This window comes from Campylobacter sp. RM16187 (genome assembly GCF_025319965.1).
In the GTDB taxonomy this organism is placed as follows: Bacteria; Campylobacterota; Campylobacteria; order Campylobacterales; family Campylobacteraceae; genus Campylobacter_A.
Genome location: NZ_CP012549.1, coordinates 823,073 through 849,452 on the forward strand (window position 1 = coordinate 823,073; position 26,380 = coordinate 849,452).

Consider the following 26,380-nt stretch of genomic DNA (forward strand, 5'->3'; position numbering starts at 1 on the left):
ACTTATTATAGATGAAAATATACATATATTCTAAAATAAAAAATATTATATTTTTTACTCTGTGTATATTTTTTATTGGATGTGTTGATAAATTTAGAAGTCCTAATTTGCCAAAATTTGATAGTGTAATGTTTGAGATAGTTGCTGAAAGTGGATTAAAGAAGCTTTATGTATCTCATATTGATGAGGATTATAATTTTATCATGCTGGATTCAATAGGAACACCTCTTGCAAGGCGTGTCTTAAAATATGATGGTAAATTTGAAAGTATAGGTTTTTTACCACCCAAAAAAGCCTATAACGAGCTTTTTGTTAAAGTGCTCGATATGATAAAATTTAATAATATCGAGTCTATAATTTTAATAGATAATGAAATTTTTAAGGTGAGAGTAGTTGATATACATAAGTAGGCCTTCGATCATTAGTGCAGCAGGCAAAAATAGTGATGAAAACATAGTAAATTTACAAAGCGGTAAGAGATTTTTAAATGTGAGCAGTAGTTATAGAGAGGATAAAAAATTTATTTTAGGTATGCTTACTGCTTCTCTTGCAAATTTTAATAAAGATACGCCAGAACATTTTAAAACACGTACAAATTCGTTGGTATTAACTGCTCTTGACGACATAAACGATATTATATTAAGAGCTATTAAAAAATATGGTAAAAATAGAATTGGTGTGGTTATAGGTGCTACGACTAGTGGAGTAGAAGAAAATTACGAGACTTTTAAAGAGTATGCTAAGACGGGATTTTTTGATGCTAAGAAATTTAATATTAGTCGTAATACACTTGTGAATCCATCCGAGTTTATAGCTTATTACTATGGCTTAAATTCTGTTATATTTTCAATATCTACTGCTTGCACATCCGGAGTTAAGGCTATAATGCAAGCAAAAAGGCTTATAGAGGCCAATATTTGCGATGCAGTGATTTGCGGTGGTGTGGATAGCTTAAATACGCTTACGATAAACGGATTTGATTCGCTTGGAATTTTAAGTGAAAGAGAAACTAATCCTTTTTCAAAAAATCGCGACGGTATTAATATAGGAGAGGGTGCAGCTCTTTTTTTAGTAAGTAGGGATGAAATTTCAAATGTAGTAGTTGCTTCTGAGTATTCAAACTGTGATGCATTTCATACTACACAGCCGGATTTTAGTGCTAAAATGCAGACTATTTGCGTTAAAAGTGCACTTGATAGAGCTAAATTATCAAGTGTGGATTATATAAATCTGCATGGTACCGGCACTATAGCCAATGATCAGGTGGAGGCTAAAGTAGTGCATGATATAATGCCAAATGTTCCGTCAAGTTCCATCAAGCCATCCATAGGGCACACACTGGGTGCCGCCGGTGCGATAGAAAGTGCCGTTTGTGTTATTCTTTGTCAAAATGATGAGAGTATTTTGCCACCTCATATTTATGATGGAAATTATGATGATAGCATTTGTCCAATAAATCTAGTAAAATTTGGACAAAAGGCAGTAGTTAAATCCGCAATGTCATTATCTTTTGCATTTGGTGGAGATAACGCAGCTATAATTTTTAGGAGATTAAATTGAGTATATCAGATCATCTTCCTCATGCTTCAAAGATTGTTATGATAGATGAAGTTGTTGAATTTGGCGCAGGAAAAATTAAGACAAGAAGTGTTATTACAGAAAATAATAGTTTTTTAAGAGAGGGTAGGGTTGAAATGTATAAGGCTATTGAGATTATGGCTCAAGCCCTTGGCATATACGATTCTAAAATTCGTGAATTAAGAGGAGAGAAATCGGGACTCGGGTTTTTATTGGGAAGTAGAAAATTTGAGATATTTATCCCTTTTTTGAGCGTTGGGGACGAGATAGAAGTAGTATCTATTTGCTCAATTCAGGACGATAGTGGCTTTGGAGTTTATGATTGCGAGCTTTATGTCAATGGAATACTTGGTTCAAAGGCTAGTTTAAACGTAATAAGTCCTGATGATGATTTTTTGCAAAAGGTATTAAATGACTAAGAGAGTGTTGGTTACCGGTTCTAGTAGAGGTATTGGCGAGGCAGTGGCAAGAAGGCTAAAAAAAGCCGGATATGATGTGGTTTTGCACGGACGAAGTGAAAGTGAGAAATTAATAAATTTACAAAACGAATTAAATTTAAAGAGCTTAATTTTTGATGTTAGTGATATCGATAGTGCAAGATATAATATCCAAAAAGATATAGAGGCTAACGGTGTTTATTATGGCGTAGTTTTAAATGCCGGAATTACGCGTGATAATACTTTTGCGGCAATCGAGGAAGATGATTGGTTTGATGTGATAGATACTAATTTAAATAGTTTTTATAATGTTTTAAAACCTATTATTTTGCCTATGGTTCGCACAAGAAAACCTGCTCGCATAGTAGCTATTAGCTCAGTTTCTGGTATCATAGGTAACCGTGGGCAGGTTAATTATTCTGCTAGCAAAGCAGGTATAATAGGTGCCGTAAAGGCTTTAGCCATAGAGCTTGCATCAAGAAATATTACCGTTAACTGCGTGGCGCCCGGACTAATAGAGACTGATATGACGGATGAAAATTTGCCTATGGATGAAATTTTAAAGATGATTCCTGCAAAAAGAGCAGGTAGGGCCGATGAAGTCTCACCTTTGATAGAATTTTTACTAAGCGAAGATGCGGCATATATTACCAGGCAGGTTATTGGGGTAAACGGAGGATTGTGTTGAGAAGAGTTTTTGTAACCGGAATAGGAATGGTAAGCGCCTTTGGTAAGAGCTGGAGTGATATAAAACATAAATTTCAAGCTGAAAAAAATGCCGTAATGTATATGGGTGAATGGGATAAATTTGTAGATTTAAACACCAGATTAGCAGCGCCCATTATAAACTATGAACATCCAAAAGAGTGGGATAGAAAGCAGTTAAGAAGCTTAGGCATAGTATCAAGATATAGCGTAGAGGCTGCAGGAGCGGTGCTAAGAGATGCCGGGCTAATAGATGATGAGAGTATAAAAGACGGTAGATTGGGAGTAGCCTGCGGTAGCTCTACAGGATCCACTGACTCTATAAGATCTATGGCTCAGCTTTTGATAAACGGTTCGAGCGACTGTAATGCAAACACATATATAAAAATGATGCCTCATACTACGGCTGCCAATATTGCTTTGTTTTACTCTTTAAAAGGTCGAATCATACCCACTTCTTCAGCTTGTACCAGCGGCTCTCATGCGATTGGTTATGCTTATGAGAGTATAAAATATGGAATGATAGATATGATGCTGGCGGGTGGAGCAGAGGAGCTTTGTCCCAGTGAGGCTTATGTGTTTGATACTCTTTATGCTACAAGTGTTAAAAATCAGACTCCAGAACTGTCACCATCACCTTTTGACAAGGATCGTGATGGGCTAGTGCTAGGAGAGGGTGCAGGAATACTTTTGTTGGAGAGTGAAGATAGCGCATTAAAAAGAGGAGCTAAAATTTATGCCGAAGTTGTTGGATTTGGTTCAAACTGCGATGGCACGCACATAACTCGTCCTCAAGGTGAAACTATGAAGGGCGCGATGATTCTTGCTTTAAAAGACGCTAATTTAAATCCTAAAAAAATAGGTTATATAAATGCTCACGCTACCGCCACAAAACATGGAGATATAGCGGAGAGCTACGCTACAAACGAGCTTTTTGGAGATAAGGTAGCGATTAGTTCTTTAAAAAGCTATCTAGGTCATACTCTTGGAGCCTGCGGTGGACTTGAAGCGATATTTAGCATAATGATGATGAATGAAGAGCATTTTTTTCCTACTATAAATTTAAAGAATATAGATAGCGAGTGTGCCAGACTGAATTATTTAAAAGAGCAAACTTCTATCAAAACAAATTTTGTGATGAGTAATAACTTTGCATTCGGTGGAGTTAATACCTCTTTAATATTTAAAAGAATTGATTAGAAAAGGAGATGGATTATGAAAAAGCTTATCGCTTTAGCTGTGCTTAGTTTATTTGCTATCGGAAAGGATCAGATTTTTTATCATAATATAGCCGATGCTTTAAATTTAAAAAATGCTTCAGAATATGTGAGGAGCGGTTTTATTATGGAGTTTTCTAAGCAGTATAATGAAGAGTTAAAATCCATTAAAGCAAACGGTTCTACTGTAAGATATAGGAATAAACCTCACAATATGCCGGCACAAGACTATCAAGAGGAAGAAGAGATTGACTATACTAAGTCGTGTCAATATGCATTTTTAGCTGCATTAAGAAATTTGCAAAAATTAGCTGAAAAAAATGGATCTAAAAATATAGTAAATATTCAAGGAAATTTTAAAAATGAAATTTATGATAGCAAAGATAAATTTCAATGTGCTGTAGGCGGAACAAAGACAACTGTTGCCTTAAAAGCCGATTTAAAAAACTAAACTGAGGAGAAAGTATGAATAAATTTTTTACAGCAATTGCTATTTTGGCATTAGGAGTCGGTTTGAGTGCGCGTGATGAAGTGCTTTATTTTTCTATAGATAATCTTTTAACTTCGCCGAAGGCCATAAGAGTGCTAAATCCTAATATAAAATTTAGCTTTGGTTCCGGAAGCAAGGGGCAAATATTACAAAAAGGTTTAATGGCTAACAAGAAGACAAATGCTTTTAATAAAAGCGATCAAGAGGCTTGTGAGTGGGCGTTTTTATCAGCTCTTAAAACTTTTCAGGAAAGAGCCGTAAGAGAGGGCGGAACTAAGGTGATAAATATTACAGGATATTATAAAAAACAGCCTTTTGATTCAAAAACTCAGTTTCAGTGTGGTGCCGGCGCTTTGATGGCAGGAGTAACTTTAAGAGGTGATATAGCTAAGTAATGAATTTAAGCTTTGGTATAAATTTTTTTGACGCTATTGTTTTTGATGATTTTGAAGATACTACTCTTTTAAGATATAATAGGGGTTTTGAAATTTCACATATTCCTCCACTTGAAAGACGCAGATTAAGCAAGGCTGCAAAATGTGCATTTGATCTGACGAAGGAGTTTAAAACTCTTGATATTCCGGTAGTTTTTAGCTCATACGCAGGAGAGATAAATAGATGCTTTGAGCTAGAAAAAACTCTTGCCGCAAATGAGCTTATGTCCCCTACATCTTTTTCTTTGTCGGTTCATAACGCGCTTTCTTCACTGCTTAGTATAAGCATGAAAAACAATAGTGAAATTTCGGCCATCTCAGCCTTTGCACCTCTTGAATATGCTTTAATTGAAGCTAGTTTGTACTTTAACGAAGGTGTCGATAAAGTGCTTGTAATAGCATATCATGAAGCTATCAAGCAAAGTTATTATATGGAGAATTCAGCCTCTTGTATGGCGGCACTTATAGTTAGTAAGGGTGAAAATTTAAGACTGGCTAAACTAAAAAAACAGAGTAAAAATGATGAAAATTTACTGATCAGATTTTTACAAAATTTTGATCCATCTAAAAAATCATCTTGGCAAAGTAGTGATAATAGTTCGACTTGGCAATGGGACTATGAACCTTAAGTATCTTTTTAAACAGCTAATTACCGGCACACTATTTGCTATTTTTGGGCTTATATGCATGCTTGGAAATATGCTTTTTATACCAATTGTGGTTTTTAAATTGAATAAGCTCAAGTTTATTCAAAATTTTGCCCGCGATACAGTTTGGTTCTCGTGGAAGATTTTTATAGAGATTACGAGAGTATTTGGCTATCTTGATTATAAATATAAGATAAAAACTAAGCTTGGAAAAAATGCCCAGATGATAATAGCGAATCATCCTTCGCTTTTAGATGTAGTATTTTTGATATCTAGAGTTAGGCGCGCAAATTGTGTTGTTAAAGGAGAACTTGAAAAAAATATATTTTTGTTTGCCGCTATAAAAGCTTGCAATTATATACCAAATACGCAAAATGAAGAGCTTTTACAAACAGCTGTAGATGCTCTGAAAAAAGGCGAGAGTCTAATAATATTTCCAGAGGGAACAAGAACCGAACATGAGATAATCTTTCATAAGGCGGCAGCCTATATGGCTGTTAAGGGAGCCAGTGAGATCATTGCAATAGCTATAAATATGCATCCAAGGAGTCTTAGAAAAAAAGAGCCTTGGTATAAGACACCAGATGTTGTGATAAAATACGAGTTCAAAGAGCTTTTTGGCATTAATTTGGAGGATTTTCAAGGTCAAAAACCAGATCCAATACGCGCTAGAGAGTTACATTTATATATGAGTGAAATTTACAAGGAGGAATTTAAAGATGCAAAATTTAATCAATGAGATAAAAGAGCTGATTATCGATAGCTTAAATTTAGAGGATATGAAGCCTGGTGATATAGACGAGAGTGCTCCGCTTTTTAATGATGGCTTAGGACTTGATAGTGTCGATGCTTTAGAACTTGGACTTGCGGTTCAAAAGAGATACGGACTTATACTTGACTCAAAAGCAGAAAATTTAAAAGAGATTTTTTATAGCGTTGAAACGCTTGCAAGATATATTTTTGAAAACAGGAAGTAAAGATGACAAGAGATGAGATTTTTAAAATTTTAAAAGATGCCTTGACGGAACTTTTTGAGATAGAAGAGGATAGGATAAAGCCTGAGACGCTTATATATGAAGATTTACAGATAGATAGCATAGACGCTATAGATATGATAGATTATATCAAGAGAAAGACGGGATATAGGCTCATGCCAGAGGATTTTAAGAGCGTAAAAACTCTTGATGACATTGTAAAAGCGGTGGCTAAGAAATTTGAAGCTTAGGACGCTTAAATTTATCCTGACAATATTTAGCGTAATTTATCCATTTGCTCTTTTTTTCGCAAGCGGTTTAAGTATATGGATACTTTGTCTGCTCGGGATTTTATGGGCGATTAGAGGAATTTTTGAAAGCGGAAATTTTAAATATATCTGCTTTTTTATAGCTGTTTTTTTTATGCTTTGTATGATTTTTAGAGGAACTAATCTAGCCTTTTTGTATCCGGTTTTAATGAGTCTTTTGTTTTTGGCTATCTTTGCAAATAGCCTAAGAAATGAAGCCTTAATAACTAAGATAGCAAGGCTAAAAGAGCCAAATTTAGATCAAAATGGCGTAATATACACAAGACAGCTAACTAAAATTTGGTGTGTATTTTTTGTAATAAACGGCGTAATCGCATATGTATTGTCTTTGATGGAAGATAAAATTTATTGGAGCCTTTATAGTGGAGTGATATCTTATATGATAATGGGAGTGTTATTTGGCGGAGAAATTTTATATAGAAAGATTGTTTTAAAAATATGAGAGAATTTAGTAATAAGTTGCAAAACTTCAGATTTGAAGATGATGATAGAAACGTATATGTAAATGCATTGAAGTTTGCAAAAAAGATAAAAGAAGATAATATAAGAGAGATTCAAATTTATCTAAGTGATACATTTGAATTTTGCGTAGCATTTTTTGGCTCTATGATGGCGGGACTTGCACCAGATATTTTACCAAAGCCAATTTTTAGTAGTGATAAGCGCTACGTGGATAGTAATAATTTTGCCAGCTATATTGATGCTGATTGCAATGAAGAGATTTTGCTTGGCGAGGATTGCAGATTTTTTCTAAAGACTTCCGGCTCAAGCGGAGAGAGTAAAAGGATAGAAAAAAAACTCTTAGATATGATAGCCGAATCAACTTATTTGGCTAAAGAATTTGGCTTTGAGAGTGATGGTATATTTTTCTCAAGCGTCTCTCATCAGCATATGTTTGGGCTTACATATAAGGTCTTTTTGCCAATCATTCTTGGCGCAAAAGTGGTTTCTAAAGAGATGAACTATCCGGAGAGGATACTTGAATTAGATCTGAAAAATCATATATTTATTACCAGTCCAGTGTTGCTTCAAGCGCTAATTAAAAGCCCAAGATCAAGCGAAATAAGAGAGTTAAAGTGGATAATAAGTGCGGGATCTGAGCTAAAAAAAACGCTTAGAGAGGAGTTAACTAGACTTTGTAATGCAAAGATAGTCGACATATACGGCAGCACAGAGACAGGTGTAGTGGCTAGAAATTTTGGTGATGGACTTAGATTGTTTAGTGCTGTTAAAGCCAAATTTGACGAGCGAGAAGCTCTTGGCGTAAGCTCTCCTTGGTGCGAGTTTTTTCAAAGTAACGACTGGGCAGAAGTAAGCGGTGACAGACTTATATTAAAAGGAAGGATAGATCGCATAGTAAAGCTAAACGATAAGCGCGTAAGTCTGGAGAGTATCGAGAAAAAGCTATTTGAAAGCAAGATTTTAAGCGATTGCTACTGCGAAATACATCCGAATTTTAAGCGTCTAGCCGCACTTTTGGTATTAAATGAAAACGGGATACGTAAATTTAGACGATATGGTAAAAAGAGTATAGTAGCAGAGCTTTCAAATATCCTTAAAAACGAGTTTAAAAATAGTGTTAGATATTTTAAGATAGTTGATAGTCTGCCTAGAAATTCTCAAGGTAAATTTGCAAAACATGAGTTTGCAAATGTTTTGTTTAGAAGTATTTGTCCAAAATGGGAGCATAAGATATTAGAAGATGGCAAGAGTAAATTTAGCTCTGTTATGAGTGCGGAGCTTGAAATTTTCACCAATCATTTTCCCAATTTACCTCTAATTCCTGGTTTTATGCAGCTTGATTTTGTTTTTGAGCTGGCAAGGTCAATAGGTATAGATTTAAGCGGTGCGTCAAGGATAGAGAATCTAAAATATATCAAATTTGTTCGTCCAAACGATAGACTTGATATATTTATAGAGAAAAAAGAGAATAGAGTATATTTTGAAATTTTTTGCAATGATGAAAAATGTTCTATGGGTAGAGTTGTTTATTAGGAAATTTGGATGAGCAAATACGCCTTTTTGATACCATTTTATAATCATCCAGAGCGCATCAATGAATTAATAGAGGCTCTAAAAGCTTATAAGCTTGATATTATTATCGTGGATGATGGCTCTGATGAAGCCAGCAAAGAGGTTTTAAAAGGGATTAAAGATATATTGCTATTAGAGCGTAAGAGTAATGGCGGCAAGGGTGCCGCTATGAAAGATGGGTTTAAGTTTGCTATTGATAATGGCTTTACTCATGTGCTTCAGGTTGATGCAGATTTTCAACATGATGTAAGCATGATAGATGAATTTTTAGATGTTAGTAATAAATTTCCTAAAGATATAATATGTGCAAACCCCATCTATGACAATACTGCCCCAAAGTCAAGGGTTTATGGAAGAAAGATTACAAATTTTTGGGTAGCTATAAATACACTGAGTCTTGAGATAAAAGATGCGATGTGTGGCTTTAGAATCTATCCTCTTAAAGAGATAGACGAAGCCGTAAAAATAAGCAAGACAAATAGGATGGAATTTGATATAGAAATCCTTGTAAACGCACATAGATGCGGGATAAAAACTCGGTGGATAGATATAAGAGTGAGTTATGAAGCAGGCGGAATATCTCATTTTAAAATGCTTAGAGATAATGCAATGATAAGTCTTATGCATGCTAGAGGATTTTTTTCTCTGCCTAAATTTATCTTTCAGAGATTTGTTTCTAAAAACAATAGTGAGCTGTGGTGGAAGAAGAACGAGAAGTCAAATAGCTTTTTTTTAAGGCTCACATTGATTTTAACTCAATATCTGCCGGCATTTTTACTAAATTTTGTGATCAAGATAGTTGTGCTTTTTTACTATCTTACTTCTAAAAAAGAGCGTGATAGCATAGAAGAATTTAGGCTAAATTTGGCAAATTTCGCAGGCGAAAATGTGCTAAAAAACACAAGCGTATTTGGAAATTTTTATCAATTCGGTGTGGCCATTTGCGATAAATTTCGTGTATGGAAAGGCAAAATAGGCTTTCAAGAACTTGATATAGTAAATGTCGAATATGTAAAAACCGAGCTAATAGGAGCAAAAAGAGGTCAAATTTTATTAACCGCTCATCTTGGCAATATCGAAATTTGTAAAAAAATAGCTGCTAGTGTGGATGGCTTTGAAATGGTTATTTTGGCATATGACGAGAATGTTAGGAAATTTAACGATATCATAAACGAGATAAGCAAGGAAAAGATACGGGTGCTGCTTGTAAACGAGCTTGACGTAAGAGCTATGCTAGAGCTTAAAACCATCGTAGACAGCGGAACTCATATAGGTATAATGGGAGATCGCGTGCCGATAAACGGAGATAAGTTTACAAATATAAGCTTTTTGGGAAAAGAGGCTAAATTTAATCATGGTCCATATTTAATAGCTGGCATTTTAGGAGTGAAAATAAGCTCTCTTTGGTGCCAAAAGATAAATGATAAATTTAGGATAGAATTTACTAAGATAGCAGATGAGATAAAGCTTTCGAGGGATAAGGCAACTAGCGTGAGGCCTTATTTGCAAAATTATGTAAGCGAGCTAGAGCATCGCTGCAAGCAGACTCCCGAGCAGTGGTTTAACTTTTATGATTTTTGGAGGCAGTAGTGCAAATCTCAAAAACAACTATAGTAAAGGCGCAGTTTTTTGATGTGGATTCGATGAATGTGGTTTGGCATGGCAACTACGTAAAATACTTAGAGATCGCACGCTGCGAGCTGCTTGATGAGATAGGCTATAACTACGAAAACATGAAAAAAGACGGCTTTGCTTTTCCTATCGTAAAACTTGATATAAAATACGTAAGGCCAGTATTTTTCGCAGATGAGATTGAGGTAGAGGCTAGATTGGTGGATTTTGAAAGCTTTTTAAAGATATCCTATATAATTAAAAATCATAAGACTAAAGAGAAGATAAGTGTCGCAAACACCTGGCAAATTGCTATAGATATGATAAATAAAGAGACTTGTACTATTATGCCCGATAGCTTTAAGGAGGCTATTAAAAAGTACCTTAAAAGGAGTTCGGAATGAAAATTTTATTAGCTATTTTAACTATTGCAACTAGCTTTTTTGCTCTAAATGCCGAGGATATAAGGGCTAATATAAAGACTCAAAATATAGATGGGAATTTCACTCAAACTAAGATTTTAAGCGGATTTCCTAATGCTTTTAAGAGCTATGGAAATTTTTCGTTAAAAGAGAGTGGGCTTATCTGGCATACTTTAAAACCTATTAACGCAAAAGTTATCATAGGAGAGGATGGAATTTTTGAGCAAAGAGGTGAGAGTTTAGTAAAAATAGGGCAAAATTTTGATAAAAAGCTTTTTTTGTCAATCGTTAAGCTTGATTTAGACGAGCTTAAAAAAGAGTTTGATATCCAAATTTTAAGCCTTCAAAATGGCTGGAAAATAGATCTAAAGCCAAAAAATATTTTATTTAAGCAAATTTTTTCTCATATATCAGTATTTGGAGATAAATTTGTAGAAAAAATCGAATTGGCTGAGGTTAGCGGCGATAAGACGATAAATGAATTTTATGACATAAGATGAAAAAAATCTCGATTTTTATACTGTTTTCTTCTATTTTTTTAGTCTCCGTTTTTTATATTTTTGCAAATATAAACCGACTTGAAACCGATATTTTTTCGCTTATAAATTTTAAAGATAATCAAAATGAACAGCTTATATTAAAATCTATGCAAGATGATTTGTCAAATGAGTTTTTACTTATTTCAGACTCAAAGGAGTTTATGAAAAGCACGGAAATTTTGGCTAATAAAACCGGACTTTTTGAAAAATTTAGCGCTACTGTTGATATCGATACAAAAAAATATTTAAATGATCTTGGACGTTTAAAATTAACTCTATTAAATAGATCTGCCGTAGATAAAATTATAAATAAGACTGATGAGTTTTTTAAAGAGAGTGCAGAAAGTTTTTTAAATCAATTTATCTTTAGGCCTTTAAACGTGAGGGATGATTTTTTTGCACTTGCGACTTACTCAAGTATGTTTGATGAAAAAATAAGATTGAATATAAGCGATATGATGCTTGAGATTAAGAACGAAGATGGCAATTTCTTTCTCGTAAAAGCACGTTTGAAGCCAAATTACGATCCAGAGGAACTTATTAAATTTTATCAAGAGTTAAAAGCGCAATCTAATATTAAAAATTATAAAACATATATAAGCTCCGGCGCGCTTTATGGGGCTTTTGCAAAGATGAATGCCGATAAAGAGAGTTTATATATGAGTCTTATTTCTTTATCTCTTACTAGTCTATTTTTGCTACTTGCCTTTAGAAATTTCTCAATTTTTAATATAGTTTTTATAGCTATTTTTGGATTTGCTTGCGGATTTTGCGCCTCACTTTTATTGTTTGATCAGCTTCATGTTATGGTGGTTATTATTAGCACGAGTCTTGTTGGACTCATGTTTGATTTCGCGCTTCACTGGCTTGGTAAATTTAAAAATCAAAAGATACGTGGTCATAGCGTAAAAAGTATGCTAAAGATTTTTTTATTAGGTCTTTTTATCACTATGAGTGGATACGCAGTCTTTATTCTGGCTCCTCTTGAGTTATTAAGGCAAGTTGCGGTGTTTTCATTTTTTACACTGTTTGGAGCGTTTTTATTCACATATTTTTGCTTGCCTTTATTGCTGGAAGGCAAAATTTTTTCACAGAGTATCGGATTTAGTAAAATTTTGATATGGTTTCATGGTTTTTGCATTTTATTGTCAAAAAGAATAGGATTAAAATTTTTAATATTCTTATTTATTATCTCTTCTTTGTTTTTGATGATAAATTTTTCTAAAATAATTGTGAGTGATAATATTAGAGATTATTCGAATTCCCCACAAAATTTGCTTGATGATTCCGTAAAAATCGCACATATAACAGGCACAAACGTCTCAAATTCAATGATAGTCGTTAGAGAGGACGAGGACATAATAGCTAAAGAAAGAGCTTTAATAAAAGAGCTTAAAGATGCAAAATTGATTCAAGACTACTCGTCAATTTCAAAAATATTTTTAAGCAAAACGGAACAAGACAGTATAAAAGAGCTATTTAAAAAAGCTAAAACCGATAGTAAAATATCTGGTTTTTATCAAAATTTAGGCATTGATAAGGAGCTATTAAAGGCCGAATTTGAGAAGATTGTTAATTTTAATACACTAAGTATAGATGAAATTTTAAGTAGCAATTTAGCAAGAGAATTTAAAAAATTTATACTAGAGAATAAAAGCAGCGTAATATATGCCGATGGATTTATAGAAAATAATCAAAGCAGCGAGATTTTAGCTAAACATAATGCCTTTAGTGTTAATTTTGTAGATGCTCTAAATCAAAATTTTACCGAAGCAAAACACTCTGCGGTAATATTAAAGATAGCTGCATTTTGCTTAGCTTTTATGGTTTTATGGTTATTTTTTGGTTTTGCCAAAGCCTTTATTGTAATGAGCCTTATCGCTCTTGGTATACTTATAATTTTGTGCGCATTTATTATATTTGGTTTTCATATAAACATATTTGTCGTATTTGGGCTCATATTGGCAAGCGCTGTTGGAATTGATTATATGATATTTGCGATGAATCAAGATTTGATGAGCAACGAGCGTATTTTTGGGATTCTTACTGCATCGCTAACCAGCTTTATATCGTTCTTTATGCTCTTTTTTAGTTCGACAAACGCCATAAGTCTATTTGGACTCTGCGTTAGTTTAAGTATAGCTTTTTACGCATTGGTGGCTAGTATTTTAAGCGTGAAGATGGAGTCAAGACAGCCAAATAAGCTTGCGTAAATTTAGAAAAAATAAGTATAATCACGCATGTATCAGGGGAGCGTTAGCTGAGATTAGGCGCAGGTCTTAGACCCTTAAACCTGAAGCGGATAATGCCGACGTAGGAAGATGCGCTACTTCTGATGCAAATTTAACCCAAAAGAAAAAATATGCTAATAATAAACGGCAAAGACGAGAGTGCCTTCATCGGCAAAAGTGTCGATGAATTCGCTTGTCAAAAAGGATTCAATAAAGAGTATATGGCTGTGGAAATCAATGGTGAGATTTTGCCGAGGGATAAATTTGACTCTAAATTCAATGACGGGGATAGAGTCGAGATAGTTTGCTTTGTAGGTGGTGGATGATGGATATTAATGATGATTTTTTAGAGCTTAGCGGGCATAAATTTAGCTCTCGCTTTATCTTGGGTTCTGGCAAATTTTCTCTATCTTTGCTTGAGGCTGCGATAAAGGACGCAAAGGCTCAGATCGTTACGCTTGCACTTCGCAGGGTAAATGATGGCGGAAGCGAAAACATACTTGATTTTATCCCAAAGGATATCACTATCCTGCCAAACACTTCAGGAGCCAGAAACGCCGATGAAGCCGTACGTATCGCAAAACTTGCGCGCGAGCTTGGATGTGGCGACTTCGTTAAGGTTGAGTGCATAAAAGATAGCAGATATCTGCTGCCCGATAACTATGAGACGATAAAAGCAACGGAAAAGCTTGCAAATTTGGGCTTTGTCGTGATGCCTTACATGTATCCTGATCTAAACGTGGCGCGCGATCTTGTAAATGCGGGCGCTGCTTGTGTGATGCCTCTTGGAGCGCCTATCGGCACGAACAAAGGGCTTGCCACTCGCGAGTTTATAAAAATTTTAATAGACGAGATAGATCTGCCTGTGATAGTTGATGCGGGCATCGGAAGCCCTTCTCAAGCGTGCGAGGCGATGCAGATGGGTTGTGCTGCCGTGATGGCAAATACAGCCATTGCAACTTCGGGTGATGTGCGCGCGATGGCAAAGGCTTTTGCGCTATCTATCGAAGCGGGCAGACTTGCCTATCTGGCTGGGCTTGGCGAGGTGAGTGAAATCGCAAGAGCCTCTAGTCCTCTGAGCGGATTTTTGGAGTAGGGCGTGAAAAATTTTGACGTGATGAGCTATATGGAAGGCATGCAGCGCATAGATGAAAGCCTGATGAAGCGCGTTTTAAGCCTTAGAGAGAGTTACGAATACAAGCGCTACGGCAAAGCTGATGTGGCAAGAGCGCTAAAGATGCAGCGAGTGGATATAGAGGGCTTGCGTGCGCTTTTAAGCCCCGCGGCAGGCGACTTTCTAGAAGAGATGGCGGCTCGCGCGCAAAGTGATATGAAGAGGTATTTTGGTAACAGTATCGAGCTTTTTACTCCGCTTTATATCTCAAATTTTTGCGATAGCAACTGCGTTTATTGCGGATTTAGCTCGCATAATAAAATTTCGCGCCTAAGGCTAAAGATAGACGAGGTAAAAACGGAGCTTGAAAATATCGCAAAAAGCGGGCTTAAAGATGTGCTGATACTTACGGGCGAGAGCGCTAAGAAGCGAGATCTAAGCTATATAGGCGAGGCCTGCAAAGAGGCTTCAAGGCTCTTTAGCAACGTTGGTGTTGAAATTTACCCGCTAAATTCAGATGAATACACCTACTTGCACGAGTGTGGCGTGGATTACGTGATAGTTTTTCAAGAGACATATAGCCCAGAAAAATACGCGCAGGTTCATATCGGCGGGCAGAAGATGAGCTTTGCTTATCGCTTCAACGCTCAAGAAAGAGCGCTTATGGGCGGCATGAGAAGCGTTGGGTTTGCGGCTTTGCTTGGGCTTGATGACTTTAGAAAAGACGCCTTTGCAACGGCGATTCATGCAAATTTTATCCAGCAAAAATATCCGCACGCAGAAATCGCGATATCCTGTCCTAGGCTAAGACCTGCTAAAAATAAGAGCGAAGTAAACGCGGGCGAAGTGGATGAAAGAAGCCTTTTTCAGGTGATTTGCGCTTATAGAATTTTTCTTCCTTTTGCTAATATCACGATCTCAACACGCGAGAGTGCGAAATTTAGAAACGGGATCATAAAAGTAGCCGCAAGTAAAATTTCGGCAGGTGTTAGCGTAGGGGTCGGCACTCACTCTGATGCCGGCAAAAAGGGCGACGAGCAGTTTGAGATAGACGATACTCGCGGAGTGAATGAAATTTACACCGATATCCGCGCGCTTAATCTGCAGCCCGTGATGAGCAATCACATCTATGTTTGAGCTTATTTGCGTTACAAATCGCCATTTAAGTAGGGATTTTTTAGGCGATTTATCGCGTATAGTTAGCGAAAAAAAGCCAAATGCTGTTATCTTAAGAGAAAAGGACTTAAGTGAGTGTGAATATGAAAATTTAGCTTTAGAGGTGCTAAAAATAACTAGAAATTCTGAGACTAAGCTCATTTTGCATACACATTTAGATGTCGCTTTAAGGCTTGGAGTTAAAAATTTACACCTTCCTTTTGGTGAATTTGTGAAATTTAATGAGTCAAAAAACAAACGAGATTTAGCTAAAAGCGCAAATTTAACTATCGGAGTTTCGGTTCACTATCTTGATGAAGCCATTATGGCACAAAATTTAGGTGCAAACTATGTAGTAGTAGGACATATCTTTAAGACAAAGAGTCACGAAGGCGAACCTTCTAAAGGACTAGAGTTTCTAAAAGAAATTTGTGCAAATTTAAACATTAAGACATACGCTATCGGCGGGATAAATGCTAAAAATTTAAGCCAGATCAAGGACGCCGGAGCTAGCGGAGCTTGCATGATGAGGGAGTTTTTGAAATTTGATTAAGGCTAGCGGGAAGCTAGATTTAAGGCTAATTTATTATCATTTTAAAATTTTTTGGAGGATAATCGGTGAATAAACTTATTTTTGTGACATTGCTTTGGGCTTTTAGTTTTAGTTTGATAGGCGAGTTTTTAGCAGGCAGAGTCGATAGCTACTTTGCGGCATTTTCGCGCGTTGTTTTGGCGCTTCTTGTCTTTTTGCCGTTTATGAAATTTGAGGCGAAAAACGCCTCCATTTACGCCAAGATCGCACTCATAGGCGCGGTTCAAATCGGGGCTATGTATATGTTTTACTACAACTCGTTTTTGTATCTAAGTGTGCCTGAAGTAGCGCTGTTTACGATATTTACGCCTTTTTACGTAAGCGTGGTTTATGATCTTTTTGCCAAACGCTTGCGCCCGCTTTATCTACTTAGCGTTGCGGTTGCGGTTTTTGGTGCTTTTATCATCAAATACGGCGGTGTAAATAGCAATTTCTGGCTTGGATTTTTGCTGGTTCAAGGCGCAAATTTATGCTTTGGTGTCGGACAGAGTGCGTATAAATTTTTGCTTGAAAGCAAGGGATTTAGCGAGCAAAAGGGGCTTTTTGGCTGGTTTTTTGTAGGTGCTTCAATGGTAACCGGCGTAGCGTTTGGTGTATTTGGAAATTTCGAGAAAATTTCACTTGATATGACGCAGTCTTTAGTGCTTCTTTGGCTTGGTATCGGCGCTAGCGGGCTTGGATACTTCATGTGGAACAAAGGCGCATGCGAGGTTGATAGCGGAACTTTAGCGATCATGAATAACGCACTCATACCTACTGCGATCATTGTGAATTTGGTATTTTGGCATAAGGATGCAGATCTTGCACGCCTTATCATCGGCGGAGTAGTGATATACATCTCGCTTTTAGTACATAATAAGATAATAGCTTACTACGAAAAGAATCAGTTGTTATAAACAAGGATTTTTAATCAGTTATAAATGGTGCCAGAGGTCGGACTGTAATTATATGGAATAATCCCTATTTTTAGGGATTTTAATTAAAAGTATTCTTTTAAAACTCCGTAAAAACTATATCTTTTTAAAAAAAATCTATATTGCTGGTCCATGATTGATTAATAGTATGTGTTATCTTTTTTATTATTACTCTATATATTTTATTTTCAATCTGCAAATTTAAATATCCTCCGGCAAAAAAGGGTACCCCCATACATCTTACATTGCCTTTAAAAGTATTGTTTTGATTGTTTTGTAGATAGCTCTGTCCTATTTTTATGGCTTCATTCTCATTGTCTGCAGAAAAAAGTTGCCTTTTTAATACTGGAGCCCCACTGCCTACTACAGTTACTTTATCTTCTCCTGTCGCAGCATCTCTCCATGTAACCTCGCATGAAGAGTAGTTTGTGATTTCTGTTTGTTCAAAATTAAGCTCTAAATAGTCCTCTTCTTTTATAATATAATCAACTCTGTCTGCTACTTTGTCCCGATCAATAAAAATCATGGTTTTATTTTTTATACTAAAAGTTAAATCTAGATCTTTGGCTATCTTCTCGCAAAATGCCACGTCACTCATATCGTGTTGCTCTAACTCTACCACTTCATTAGATCTATCAAAATTTATTTTGGTTCTCAATCCATGTTCTTTTGCTATATTTTCAATAATTTGTTTGTAGCTGAGTCCTATGTGAGATCTGCTTTTGCGGTCTTTTAGCGAGCTCATAAAATCAGCCGATATAGCCTCTATATCATAGGTTATTTTGTATTTTGTTTTTATAGTAGCGATTTTAAAATGGCCTAGGAAGTATCCATCTACATAAATTTCAATATCATCTTTAAGCCTAGGCGCAGGACTACCATATCCTAGAACTATATTTAGCTTGTCTGTATCTTTGCCTTCATTGTCATTTATGCTTATATTTATCCAATCCATTACATGTGTTTTGTCTACTCCGTTATATAAAATTTTTACTTTTGGCGATAGATATTTTGATGTTATTCCCATAGATAAGTAACCTTTTTGACTTGCTTGATTTCAATATCGGGCAAATTTACTATATCTCCGCCCGATAAAAATTCTTTATTTAATAGATTTTCATTGGCTCTTAAAAATTGAGAGTAGACATCATCGTCTATTGTTTTGTAGCGTTTGTAGCATATAGCATCTAACGTGTCGCCGTCTTTTGCTAGGTATCTCATTTGTTTAACTCCTCGGTAAAAATATCATTTGCTACTGCAAGTAACTTGTTTATATCTTTTAATGCGTACTCTGCTAAATCATCATCTAGTTTTTTTGCTATAAAAGCTTCACGAGGCTTAGATAATATAGTACCATGCGATGTTTTATAGCTTGACTTTAATAAATGACGTGAAATAGAAAAATCACTATTTTTGGGGGTTTTACTGGTAATTAAGAATTTACCGCCGCCATCTCTTGGCTTTTGTTCTGCAAATCCTGCTAAAGTTATGCTCTTTTGCTTATTTAAACTAACTACTACCCCGCTACTTGTAGCTTTTCTTGGTAACATGGTGGGCGTAATCTGTTTTCTAAAAGTAAAAATCTTAATATTCATATCATTAGGGCTGGCTCTTTTATGCGTAGTCAAGAAGTTTATTTTTTTCTTAGTAAGCGCAAGGCGTGATATTATTGAGCTAGACTGCTCCCTTTTAACTTTTGTTAATGTCCTGTTCATAGCGTTTTGAACATTTTTGCGCAATCTATCTAGCTCTTTGTCATTCTTTCCGCTCATTTTATGCCCTTTTATATCTTAGGTGGCTCTACCAAGTAGCCCGATATTTGTATTTTTTTAGTGTAATAAAATACTCCATTCATTTGTGTTTTTACCCAATTTGATATATTCTGAGTAAGCTTTGTTATAAAAATTTGTCTATCCTCGGTTAAGTCAAAGCTAGATATATTGAGCGGTATGCCTAGCTTTACTAGATTTTCAAAACCTTTAAAGTCAGACATATCATCAAGGAGTATTGTCGCATCAAAGCTAACCTCATCTTCATATCCTCCAAGATGAGTGTAAACCGGTTTTGTTATTGTGTTTTGTTTGTCAAAGTTTATACTGGTAGTCTTAGTGATATTAAAAATATTATGCTTGACCTCAAATATATATCTGTCTATTACTATTAACATTTTTATCCTTTTTTGTTATATAGGCTATCAAAAAATAAGATGAATTTTATACACGTGATGAAGATATTATTACCTTAATTTCCGATAAATACCCCATATACCATCGCTTAAAGTCCGCTGAAGTCAAGGGATATACGTTTGCTTAATATCCGCTTAATGTGCAATATGCCAAAAACATTATATGGCGCGCTATAGGCGCTATTTGTAAGTCTTTTGCAAAAAACATTTAAGCATATAATACTACAAAACCAAACAATACTTAAGTTCTTAATAGCGGTGTCAATACTTGTAAAATATTTTGGGTCCTTCCTGAAAAATATTTTAAACTGCGGTGGCGTCTCGCGAAAGATTGAGAGATATAAATAATCTTAAAGGGGTTCGTTTTCGTTTTTAACGTATTTTTCCTGATATTTTTAGTAAAAAAATGCAGTAAAGCTTAAAAATATTCTCATAATTGTATAAATACATAAATATATTATTAAAAACCCCTATTTTTAGGGCTTTTATTTGATTTTTTATGCAAAAAAAGATAAAATCTTAAAAAGCAAAAAAGCTTTTTTGAATAACTGAGCCACTGACTTCAAACAAATTTCTAAAAATATTAAAATCTGAATGCAAAATGGGAAAAATAATAGATATTTTTGCTAACGCTATTTTTATTAAACCCAGGCTAAATTTAACAGAGTGGGCTGAAAAATTTAGAGTATTGTCGCGTGAGAGTTCATCCAACTACGGAAAATTTAAGCCTTTCTCCTACCAGATTGAGCCAATGAATGAAATTTCAAATCAAAAAAGGCGTAAAATTGTACTGCTTTGGGCATCTCAACTTGGCAAAAGTGAAATGATTAATAACACCATAGGATATTACATACATCAAGAGCCAAGCACAATACTATTTATGCTACCAAATGAAAACGATGCGGAAGATTACTCAAAGCGAAGATTGGCACCTATGATCAGAGATTGCAAGAGCCTAAATGATCTTATAAACTCAAACGATGCCAATAATACTATTTTGATAAAAAACTTTAGGGGTGGAAATTTAGCTCTTGTTGGATCAAATTCTCCTTCAAAGCTTGCAAGTAAGCCTATAAAAGTGCTACTTGTTGATGAAGCCGATAGATGCGAGGCTACAAAAGAGGGAGATAGCATAAAACTTGCAGAGAAGCGAACTATCACTTTTGCAGATAGAAAGATCATAATTAGCTCAACTCCAACCATCAAAGGTAGCTCAACGATTGAGGCTGAATTTGCATCATCAGACAAGCGATTTTTCTATGTCGATTGTCCTCATTGCGGATTTTCTCAAACTCTTAAATTTGAGTATTTGGTTTGGGATAAAGACAAAAACGACAACCCAATTTATGACAGCGCAAAATATCAATGTGCCGAGTGCGGGTCTTTGTTGAGCGAGCAAGAAAAGAACGAGGCGGTAAGAAGCGGCAAGTGGATAGCTCAAAATCAATCTTCAAAAACAGCCGGATTTTTTTTAAATGCTATTTATAGCCCATACTTTAAAATGAGCGATATTGCTAAAGATTGGTATGAGAGCAAAAACGATCAGCTAAAACTTCAAACATTTATTAACACTATAAAATGCGAGGGCTTTGAGCCGCCTTCTGTTAAATTTAATGAAAATGAGCTATATAACAGAAGAGAAGAATATACTAACGATAACTTCCCGGCAAGCGTAGAGTTTATAACTGCGGGAGCTGACATACAAGATAACAGAATAGAGATAAATTTCATAGGATGGGCTAGAGGGCTTGAGGCCTTTAACCTTGAGTATGTCCAAGTTTGGGGCAATACTGATCAGGATAAGGTTTGGATGGAGGCGTATAAAGAGCTTGTAAAGAAATTTAAAAGGGAGGACGGCAAAATATTTGCCATTTCGCTTGCATGTATAGACAGCGGATTTAATACTGAGAGAACTTACAAGCTCGTGAGCCTTGATAAAAGATTTATAGCCACAAAGGGGCTAAGCGAGCAAAGCTCAAAAGCCTCATTTTTAAATAAAGTAAAAAATATCAAAAAAGGCGTTAAATTTATGCCTGTTGGCACCTGTGCCGGCAAGAATGAAATTTATAGACTTCTGCATATAAAAAAGCCTTCAGAAGGGTATTTTCACTATAACGAGAGCTATACTCAGGAGTTTTTTAATCAACTTACTGCAGAGAAAATCGAAAAAGTAAAAGATAAAAACGGATATTCTAAACTAAAATGGGTAAAGACAAGAGATCGTAACGAGGCACTAGATATAACACTGCTTGCGTATGCCGCCGCAAAACTTATTAAATCAGTTAAGAAAAAAGTGGAAGTGAAACAAAAATGAAAAAAGTCCATGATAATTTAATGATCAAGAAAACTAGATATGACATGACGATAAGTATAGAGTGTGCTTCAAAATTTGAGCAGCTCTGTGAAGCCTACGATCTTAAAAAATCAGATATGGCGGATTTGATTATAAATGCATTTTGCGAAGGGAACTTAAAATATAAGCACTATATGCAAAATTTAAGAGCTAAAAAGCAGATCGTCAAAAAAAGAGCGATAAAAAATCTATCACTTTTTGGAGATTTAGGTGATAGTAACAACTAGTGAATTAGGCGACATCTTATCTTTAACCTCTAGGCGCATTCAGGATTTGGAAAATGAGGGCGTTTTTGATAAAGTTGAGCGCAACCGGTGGGATTTAAAAGAGTGTGTTGAAAAGTATCTGGAATATAAAATCGCAGGCGCAACTAGCCAGTATGGACTTACAGAGGCTAGAGCTCAGAAAGAATTTGCCGAAGCAGAGATTAAAAAGCTAACTTTAGCAGAGAAAAAAGGCGAAGTTATACCTATTGAAAAGCTAGAAAAAGAGCTAAGCGACATAGCATCAACCTTATCAAATAAGCTTTATAATTTGCCAAACAGAATAAAGATGAATATAGAAATTAGCGATGAGGTAGAAAACAGACTTATATACGAGCTTGAAGAGATACTAAGAGAGCTTAAGATGCCCGAAACTTATCAAAAACACAAAAAGTTAAATGCTAGCTAACTTTAAATTTGCTGCATCGGTTAAAAATTTAGAGCGGTTTGAGCTTACGCGATCGATTGCCTCTAAAACAGATTTAGGCATAGTTAAATTTATGCGCACTTTTACATCTTCTTTTATAGGCTCATATATGCTTTCTCCGTTTTTTAAAGCGCCCTCCACATAGCACGCAAAAGCCTCTTTAAGTTCTTTTATTGCCTCCGCTTCACTCTCTCCCCATCCCGCCATTAGGTTATTTTTAGTAAGCCCTAAATCGGCATATTGCGCGTAATAGTCGCCGTCATCAAGTCTTTTAACTGTTATGGTATAAGGCAAATTTAGATAGTATTGAAGGTCTTTTTTCATTTTTTAGCTCCTATTTTTTCTAAAACAGCAAGAGTATAAACTTCTTTTATAGGCTTATGTCTAGGGATTATTATGCTATCTTTGTCTTTTTTAAATTTATGGTGCGAGCCTCTTGCGTGCTCTAATTCCCAGCCGAAATTTATTAAAATTCTTTGCAAATCTTCAAAGCTTGCATTTTTTGGATTATTCGCTAGTTTTGATATAAGTTTATCCAAGCTTCCCATTTAATTTCCTTGTTTATACACATAAATATACACACTTATTAATTAAAACAAGATAAAACCCGCGCCGTTATTTCACTTTAAAGCCCCGACAGCTAGGCTTAATATGCTATTAGTAACCGATTTTATAGCCTCTTCGCTTGAAATGGATACCGCCTTTTTAAGTTTAGTTAGTATCGTTTCGCTCTCTTTTAAATTTGAAGGAGTTTGATTAAGCACTATAAGCCCTTTAGCCGTTAAGATAGCGTTATGCACGCTCTTATCTCCGCCGTATCGCTCCAAGCTTATATAATCGTTTTTGCGTAACCACTCTATAGAGGCTTGAGCTAAGCTCTCAGCCTTGCTTAAAGGCTCGTCAAGCTCGGTTATAACGCCTGTTATATCGGACAGATAAAAGCTTTTTTCTATCGGAAAGCTGCCTGCTAAGATAGCGAAAATCTTACCCGCATACAAGTTAAACATATCCATATTTTTAAAGTCCGCTTGCATTTTAACCCCCTTTTTTTATTTTAAAGCCCCGACAGCTAGGCTTAATATGCTATTAGTAACCGATTTTATAGCCTCTTCGCTTGAAATGGATACCGCCTTTTCAAGTCTTGACATCAAATTTTCATCGTTTTTAAGGCTAGGCGGGGTTTGTTTAAGCAATATAAGCCCTTTAGCCGTTAAGATAGCGTTATGCACGCTCTTATCTCCTCCGTATCCGCCTACCTTTATATACTCGTTTTCGCAAAGCCACTCAACGCTTGCAAGGGCTATTTTTTCACATGAATTTATAGGCTCGTCAAATTCGGTTTTATCTCCGGTTATCTCATAAAGATAAAAATTCTTTTTAAGCGGAAAGCTATCTATCAAAAGCGCAAAAATCTTACCGATATATAGGTCAAATAGCTCCATATTTGAAATTTCTATTTTCATTTTTTATCCTTTCCTTTGTCGTATCTTTTTCTAAAATTTTAGAAAAAGCCTATTTTTGGACTTTTTCGATATCAAATACTTTGTTTTTTATCTCTTCGTATGATTTGGCTTTGATGTAATTATCTAGCCAAGTATCAACCCAAGAGGGCACTTTATTTGTGCTACCCCAATTAATAATAGTTTGATAGGCTAGACCTGTCATTTCTGCAAAATCTTTTTTATTTAAATTTATACTCTTTAATACTTCTTCAAATTTATTTATATCCATATTACGCCTTATAACTTATTCGGTTACAATTTTACAAAAAAATAACTGAATTTTAGCTTTTTGTATTGACAAACTAACCGATTTTTGTTATTATTCATTTCATAAGTAACTTATTAGGTTACTTTTAATAAATACAAAGGAATAACATGAGTAACTTAGTTGCAATCAATGCAGTTGAAGTAGAGTTGGAGGTAGTAAATAGCTGATTTTAGATTTTTCCAAAACCTCAGAAAAACAAAGAATTAATTTAAAATCTGCTATAATAATATACAAATACTTATCATAAAGGATACATTATGGCAGATGAAAAAGAAACCAAAGGCAGCAATATCGTTCAGATAAGATTGAGCGATAAACAAAAAGATGAGTTGCAAAGAAAGGCTGATGAGGTTGGATTGCCACTCACGCAATACATAATCTTTTTGATAACAAAGGACTTAAAAGCCCTAAATTAAGGGCTTTGCTTATTTTTCTAAAATTTTAGAAAAATAAAAATATACATTTCCATATCATTTTCTTATCGAATAACTTGACAAAGGATAAGTAATTAGTTATACTTCGCATATCATTTGAAATTACTTTGATAAGGATTTGATATGCAGCTATCTTTAACTTTCCCAACAACGGAGCTACAAGGCGCATTCCCGGCTAAGGCTGAAATGCTTTTTAAATTTTTAGCCGTCGATAGCAAATTCGCCGACTGGATTAAAAACCGTATAGCTCAATACGGCTTCATAGAAAATCAAGACTATGTTATTCAAATCACATACACCGGAAGACGACCGCGCAAAGAGTATTTTATAACTCTTGATATGGCTAAAGAGCTTTGCATGGTAGAGAATAACGACAAAGGCAAAGAGGCTAGGCAGTATTTTATCAGGTGCGAAAAGGAGCTACAGGCATTAAAATTTGACAAATACATAAGCGAAGTGGCGAATTTAAACGCTTGCCTTATAGATAAAGCCAAACGTCACCGAAGAGAGATAAACGGATATAAAGGTCAGTTAGTCCGGCACAACAAGAAAATAACGATTTTAAAACACGAACTAGCCAAATTTGAAGACAGAGCTAAAAGATACGAGGATATAAGTTATGAAAATTTAAAAGCTCTTTATCATAATACCTTGCTTGATCTGGAGTATTACAAAAAGAAATACAAGGAAAAAGAGAAAAAAGAGCGAGTATCGATGGACTTTTTAACCCAAATCCAAAACGGACTATCAAATTTAAACAACTACATCTACGAAGATTAAGGCGGGATAACTTCTCGCCTTAATACGCTTTAGGAAATTCTCTTGATTTCAAATTTAATTTTTAAGCATTGTATTAATTATTTTTTGATATCTTTTCTATTCACGGATTAAGGAATCACCATGTCATTAAATACAAATATATTCGCAAGAGCTAAAAAATTGCAAAACAATACCACTCAAAGCGTCGTAAAAGTAGTATATAAGAACTATCAGGGCTATACCTTAGAGATAGAGCCCGTGGAATTAGCGGTTATTAAAAGCTCTATAGGCTTTTTAGCCCAAAGCGGAAATAGCTTTATCGCCAACGCTAGGGGAAAGTATGGCGGAAAATATTAAAAATCAAAAACAATCCAATAACAATGAGTTAGTCGATAGTGAAATTATAGACGATAGCGATAGCTCTGCAGTCGAGAGCATAAATACCGAAACTCTTGAAAAGGTGGGCGATGTTATCTCCAAGATAGAGACAAGCAAGCAACGCACCGCTTTAGCTCAGATACAAGCTACTAGCGAGGACAATCAAAGACAATTTGAATACGCTATGCTCCAAGCTAAAAATGCTAACGATAGATGGAATAAGTCGTTAATAGTCGGAGCCGTTGCGGTAGCAATTATGGTAATTGTAAGTATATATCTTTTAATTAACGGCGATCAAGCTATAGGACTTGGTCTTTTAGCCTCTACATTTTCGGGCGTCTTTGGGTATCTTGCAGGTGCCGGAGCTCATAAGTAATTAATTTAAACA

General features: G+C 35.3%; 38 protein-coding genes and 1 riboswitch. Of the genes, 29 read left to right on the forward strand and 9 right to left on the reverse strand.

From position 1 onward, the window contains the following. Window positions 1-11 precede the first annotated feature (11 nt). From CDOMF_RS04495 to CDOMF_RS04600, 22 genes are all read left to right on the forward strand, one after another. Window positions 12-410 carry a hypothetical protein gene (locus tag CDOMF_RS04495; protein ID WP_260952681.1) on the forward strand — a complete coding sequence of 133 codons (399 nt, stop codon included), beginning with the start codon at window positions 12-14 and terminating at the stop codon, window positions 408-410. Next, window positions 394-1,560, forward strand: a complete 1,167-nt coding sequence (locus tag CDOMF_RS04500) for a beta-ketoacyl synthase N-terminal-like domain-containing protein (RefSeq protein ID WP_260952682.1) — start codon at window positions 394-396, stop codon at window positions 1,558-1,560. Before CDOMF_RS04495 ends, CDOMF_RS04500 begins: the two co-directional genes overlap by 17 nt. Then, window positions 1,557-1,997 carry an ApeP family dehydratase gene (locus CDOMF_RS04505; protein ID WP_260952683.1) on the forward strand — a complete coding sequence of 147 codons (441 nt, stop codon included), beginning with the start codon at window positions 1,557-1,559 and terminating at the stop codon, window positions 1,995-1,997. Before CDOMF_RS04500 ends, CDOMF_RS04505 begins: the two co-directional genes overlap by 4 nt. Next, window positions 1,990-2,703 (forward strand): 3-oxoacyl-ACP reductase FabG, encoded by a 714-nt coding sequence (gene fabG, locus CDOMF_RS04510; RefSeq protein ID WP_260952684.1) that lies wholly within the window; start codon window positions 1,990-1,992, stop codon window positions 2,701-2,703. The genes CDOMF_RS04505 and fabG overlap by 8 nt, the downstream gene beginning before the upstream one ends. Beyond that, on the forward strand, window positions 2,697-3,920 hold the full coding sequence (locus CDOMF_RS04515) for a beta-ketoacyl-ACP synthase (RefSeq protein WP_260952685.1): 1,224 nt from the start codon (window positions 2,697-2,699) through the stop codon (window positions 3,918-3,920). Before fabG ends, CDOMF_RS04515 begins: the two co-directional genes overlap by 7 nt. 15 nt (window positions 3,921-3,935) lie before the next feature. Then, window positions 3,936-4,388 (forward strand): hypothetical protein, encoded by a 453-nt coding sequence (locus CDOMF_RS04520; RefSeq protein WP_260952686.1) that lies wholly within the window; start codon window positions 3,936-3,938, stop codon window positions 4,386-4,388. A 14-nt stretch (window positions 4,389-4,402) separates the two neighbouring features. Beyond that, window positions 4,403-4,822 (forward strand): excinuclease ABC subunit A, encoded by a 420-nt coding sequence (locus CDOMF_RS04525; protein ID WP_260952687.1) that lies wholly within the window; start codon window positions 4,403-4,405, stop codon window positions 4,820-4,822. Then, window positions 4,822-5,490, forward strand: coding sequence for a beta-ketoacyl synthase chain length factor (locus tag CDOMF_RS04530; RefSeq protein WP_260952688.1), 669 nt, complete (start codon window positions 4,822-4,824; stop codon window positions 5,488-5,490). Before CDOMF_RS04525 ends, CDOMF_RS04530 begins: the two co-directional genes overlap by 1 nt. Next, window positions 5,450-6,247: a lysophospholipid acyltransferase family protein gene (locus CDOMF_RS04535; RefSeq protein ID WP_260952689.1), complete on the forward strand. Its 798-nt coding sequence runs from the start codon at window positions 5,450-5,452 to the stop codon at window positions 6,245-6,247. Before CDOMF_RS04530 ends, CDOMF_RS04535 begins: the two co-directional genes overlap by 41 nt. Next, window positions 6,228-6,485, forward strand: coding sequence for a phosphopantetheine-binding protein (locus tag CDOMF_RS04540; protein WP_260952691.1), 258 nt, complete (start codon window positions 6,228-6,230; stop codon window positions 6,483-6,485). Before CDOMF_RS04535 ends, CDOMF_RS04540 begins: the two co-directional genes overlap by 20 nt. Window positions 6,486-6,487: 2 nt before the next feature. After that, on the forward strand, window positions 6,488-6,733 hold the full coding sequence (locus CDOMF_RS04545; protein WP_260952692.1) for an acyl carrier protein: 246 nt from the start codon (window positions 6,488-6,490) through the stop codon (window positions 6,731-6,733). Next, complete coding sequence (locus tag CDOMF_RS04550; RefSeq protein ID WP_260952693.1) at window positions 6,723-7,253, forward strand: DNA gyrase subunit B; 531 nt, start codon at window positions 6,723-6,725, stop codon at window positions 7,251-7,253. The genes CDOMF_RS04545 and CDOMF_RS04550 overlap by 11 nt, the downstream gene beginning before the upstream one ends. Continuing rightward, window positions 7,250-8,806, forward strand: a complete 1,557-nt coding sequence (locus CDOMF_RS04555; protein ID WP_260952694.1) for an AMP-binding protein — start codon at window positions 7,250-7,252, stop codon at window positions 8,804-8,806. The genes CDOMF_RS04550 and CDOMF_RS04555 overlap by 4 nt, the downstream gene beginning before the upstream one ends. A 9-nt stretch (window positions 8,807-8,815) precedes the next feature. Then, window positions 8,816-10,435, forward strand: a complete 1,620-nt coding sequence (locus tag CDOMF_RS04560) for a glycosyltransferase family 2 protein (RefSeq protein WP_260952695.1) — start codon at window positions 8,816-8,818, stop codon at window positions 10,433-10,435. Then, window positions 10,435-10,860: an acyl-CoA thioesterase gene (locus tag CDOMF_RS04565; RefSeq protein WP_260952696.1), complete on the forward strand. Its 426-nt coding sequence runs from the start codon at window positions 10,435-10,437 to the stop codon at window positions 10,858-10,860. The genes CDOMF_RS04560 and CDOMF_RS04565 overlap by 1 nt, the downstream gene beginning before the upstream one ends. Then, a complete protein-coding gene (locus CDOMF_RS04570; protein WP_260952697.1) occupies window positions 10,857-11,378 on the forward strand; it encodes a LolA family protein in 522 nt (173 codons plus the stop codon). The genes CDOMF_RS04565 and CDOMF_RS04570 overlap by 4 nt, the downstream gene beginning before the upstream one ends. Then, window positions 11,375-13,630 (forward strand): hypothetical protein, encoded by a 2,256-nt coding sequence (locus CDOMF_RS04575; protein WP_260952698.1) that lies wholly within the window; start codon window positions 11,375-11,377, stop codon window positions 13,628-13,630. Before CDOMF_RS04570 ends, CDOMF_RS04575 begins: the two co-directional genes overlap by 4 nt. A 24-nt stretch (window positions 13,631-13,654) precedes the next feature. Beyond that, window positions 13,655-13,754: riboswitch (TPP riboswitch) on the forward strand. A gap of 25 nt (window positions 13,755-13,779) precedes the next feature. Next, entirely contained in the window at window positions 13,780-13,974 is a 195-nt protein-coding gene (gene thiS, locus CDOMF_RS04580; RefSeq protein ID WP_169976137.1) for a sulfur carrier protein ThiS, read from the forward strand. Further along, window positions 13,971-14,744 (forward strand): thiazole synthase, encoded by a 774-nt coding sequence (locus CDOMF_RS04585; protein WP_260952700.1) that lies wholly within the window; start codon window positions 13,971-13,973, stop codon window positions 14,742-14,744. The genes thiS and CDOMF_RS04585 overlap by 4 nt, the downstream gene beginning before the upstream one ends. A 21-nt stretch (window positions 14,745-14,765) precedes the next feature. Next, a complete protein-coding gene (gene thiH, locus CDOMF_RS04590; RefSeq protein ID WP_260953134.1) occupies window positions 14,766-15,899 on the forward strand; it encodes a 2-iminoacetate synthase ThiH in 1,134 nt (377 codons plus the stop codon). Continuing rightward, a complete protein-coding gene (locus tag CDOMF_RS04595; protein ID WP_260952701.1) occupies window positions 15,892-16,470 on the forward strand; it encodes a thiamine phosphate synthase in 579 nt (192 codons plus the stop codon). The genes thiH and CDOMF_RS04595 overlap by 8 nt, the downstream gene beginning before the upstream one ends. A 65-nt stretch (window positions 16,471-16,535) precedes the next feature. Then, window positions 16,536-17,405 (forward strand): EamA family transporter, encoded by an 870-nt coding sequence (locus CDOMF_RS04600; protein WP_260952702.1) that lies wholly within the window; start codon window positions 16,536-16,538, stop codon window positions 17,403-17,405. Window positions 17,406-17,529: 124 nt separating this feature from the next. Here the strand turns inward: CDOMF_RS04600 and CDOMF_RS04605 are convergent, their stop codons facing one another. The 4 genes from CDOMF_RS04605 to CDOMF_RS04620 are packed head-to-tail and all read right to left on the reverse strand — an operon-like array spanning window position 17,530 to window position 19,590. Then, on the reverse strand, window positions 17,530-18,450 hold the full coding sequence (locus CDOMF_RS04605) for a phage late control D family protein (protein ID WP_260952703.1): 921 nt from the start codon (window positions 18,448-18,450) through the stop codon (window positions 17,530-17,532). Beyond that, window positions 18,441-18,644 (reverse strand): tail protein X, encoded by a 204-nt coding sequence (locus tag CDOMF_RS04610; RefSeq protein WP_260952705.1) that lies wholly within the window; start codon window positions 18,642-18,644, stop codon window positions 18,441-18,443. The genes CDOMF_RS04605 and CDOMF_RS04610 overlap by 10 nt, the downstream gene beginning before the upstream one ends. Continuing rightward, a complete protein-coding gene (locus CDOMF_RS04615; protein WP_260952706.1) occupies window positions 18,641-19,195 on the reverse strand; it encodes a hypothetical protein in 555 nt (184 codons plus the stop codon). The genes CDOMF_RS04610 and CDOMF_RS04615 overlap by 4 nt, the downstream gene beginning before the upstream one ends. 11 nt (window positions 19,196-19,206) lie before the next feature. Continuing rightward, on the reverse strand, window positions 19,207-19,590 hold the full coding sequence (locus CDOMF_RS04620) for a hypothetical protein (protein WP_260952708.1): 384 nt from the start codon (window positions 19,588-19,590) through the stop codon (window positions 19,207-19,209). A 619-nt stretch (window positions 19,591-20,209) separates the two neighbouring features. Between CDOMF_RS04620 and CDOMF_RS04625 the strand changes: the two genes are divergently transcribed. From CDOMF_RS04625 to CDOMF_RS04635, 3 genes are read left to right on the forward strand one after another with little or no spacing between them, the layout of a single operon-like run. Then, window positions 20,210-21,922, forward strand: coding sequence for a phage terminase large subunit family protein (locus CDOMF_RS04625; RefSeq protein ID WP_260952709.1), 1,713 nt, complete (start codon window positions 20,210-20,212; stop codon window positions 21,920-21,922). Then, window positions 21,919-22,188, forward strand: a complete 270-nt coding sequence (locus CDOMF_RS04630) for a gag protein (RefSeq protein ID WP_260952710.1) — start codon at window positions 21,919-21,921, stop codon at window positions 22,186-22,188. The genes CDOMF_RS04625 and CDOMF_RS04630 overlap by 4 nt, the downstream gene beginning before the upstream one ends. Next, entirely contained in the window at window positions 22,172-22,633 is a 462-nt protein-coding gene (locus CDOMF_RS04635) for a hypothetical protein (RefSeq protein ID WP_260952711.1), read from the forward strand. Before CDOMF_RS04630 ends, CDOMF_RS04635 begins: the two co-directional genes overlap by 17 nt. Here the strand turns inward: CDOMF_RS04635 and CDOMF_RS04640 are convergent. From CDOMF_RS04640 to CDOMF_RS04660, 5 genes are all read right to left on the reverse strand, one after another. After that, the gene (locus CDOMF_RS04640; protein ID WP_260952713.1) at window positions 22,619-22,975 is read right to left on the reverse strand and encodes a type II toxin-antitoxin system HicB family antitoxin; all 357 of its coding nucleotides are present in this window, start codon (window positions 22,973-22,975) and stop codon (window positions 22,619-22,621) included. The genes CDOMF_RS04635 and CDOMF_RS04640 overlap by 15 nt on opposite strands. Further along, window positions 22,972-23,199: a type II toxin-antitoxin system HicA family toxin gene (locus CDOMF_RS04645; RefSeq protein ID WP_169976153.1), complete on the reverse strand. Its 228-nt coding sequence runs from the start codon at window positions 23,197-23,199 to the stop codon at window positions 22,972-22,974. Before CDOMF_RS04645 ends, CDOMF_RS04640 begins: the two co-directional genes overlap by 4 nt. A 72-nt stretch (window positions 23,200-23,271) precedes the next feature. After that, window positions 23,272-23,685: a hypothetical protein gene (locus CDOMF_RS04650; RefSeq protein ID WP_260952714.1), complete on the reverse strand. Its 414-nt coding sequence runs from the start codon at window positions 23,683-23,685 to the stop codon at window positions 23,272-23,274. A 15-nt stretch (window positions 23,686-23,700) separates the two neighbouring features. Then, a complete protein-coding gene (locus CDOMF_RS04655) occupies window positions 23,701-24,114 on the reverse strand; it encodes a hypothetical protein (RefSeq protein ID WP_260952715.1) in 414 nt (137 codons plus the stop codon). Between the two features lie 49 nt (window positions 24,115-24,163). Beyond that, entirely contained in the window at window positions 24,164-24,382 is a 219-nt protein-coding gene (locus CDOMF_RS04660; RefSeq protein ID WP_260952717.1) for an XRE family transcriptional regulator, read from the reverse strand. A gap of 296 nt (window positions 24,383-24,678) precedes the next feature. On the opposite strand from CDOMF_RS04660, the gene CDOMF_RS04665 reads away from it, so the two are divergent. The 4 genes from CDOMF_RS04665 (at window position 24,679) to CDOMF_RS04680 (ending at window position 26,368) form a co-directional block, all read left to right on the forward strand. Continuing rightward, entirely contained in the window at window positions 24,679-24,837 is a 159-nt protein-coding gene (locus CDOMF_RS04665; protein ID WP_260952718.1) for a hypothetical protein, read from the forward strand. Window positions 24,838-24,978: 141 nt separating this feature from the next. After that, window positions 24,979-25,635, forward strand: coding sequence for an antA/AntB antirepressor family protein (locus CDOMF_RS04670; protein ID WP_260952719.1), 657 nt, complete (start codon window positions 24,979-24,981; stop codon window positions 25,633-25,635). Window positions 25,636-25,755: 120 nt separating this feature from the next. Continuing rightward, a complete protein-coding gene (locus tag CDOMF_RS04675; protein ID WP_260952720.1) occupies window positions 25,756-25,971 on the forward strand; it encodes a hypothetical protein in 216 nt (71 codons plus the stop codon). Continuing rightward, window positions 25,955-26,368, forward strand: coding sequence for a hypothetical protein (locus tag CDOMF_RS04680; protein WP_260952721.1), 414 nt, complete (start codon window positions 25,955-25,957; stop codon window positions 26,366-26,368). Before CDOMF_RS04675 ends, CDOMF_RS04680 begins: the two co-directional genes overlap by 17 nt. Window positions 26,369-26,380 lie beyond the last annotated feature (12 nt).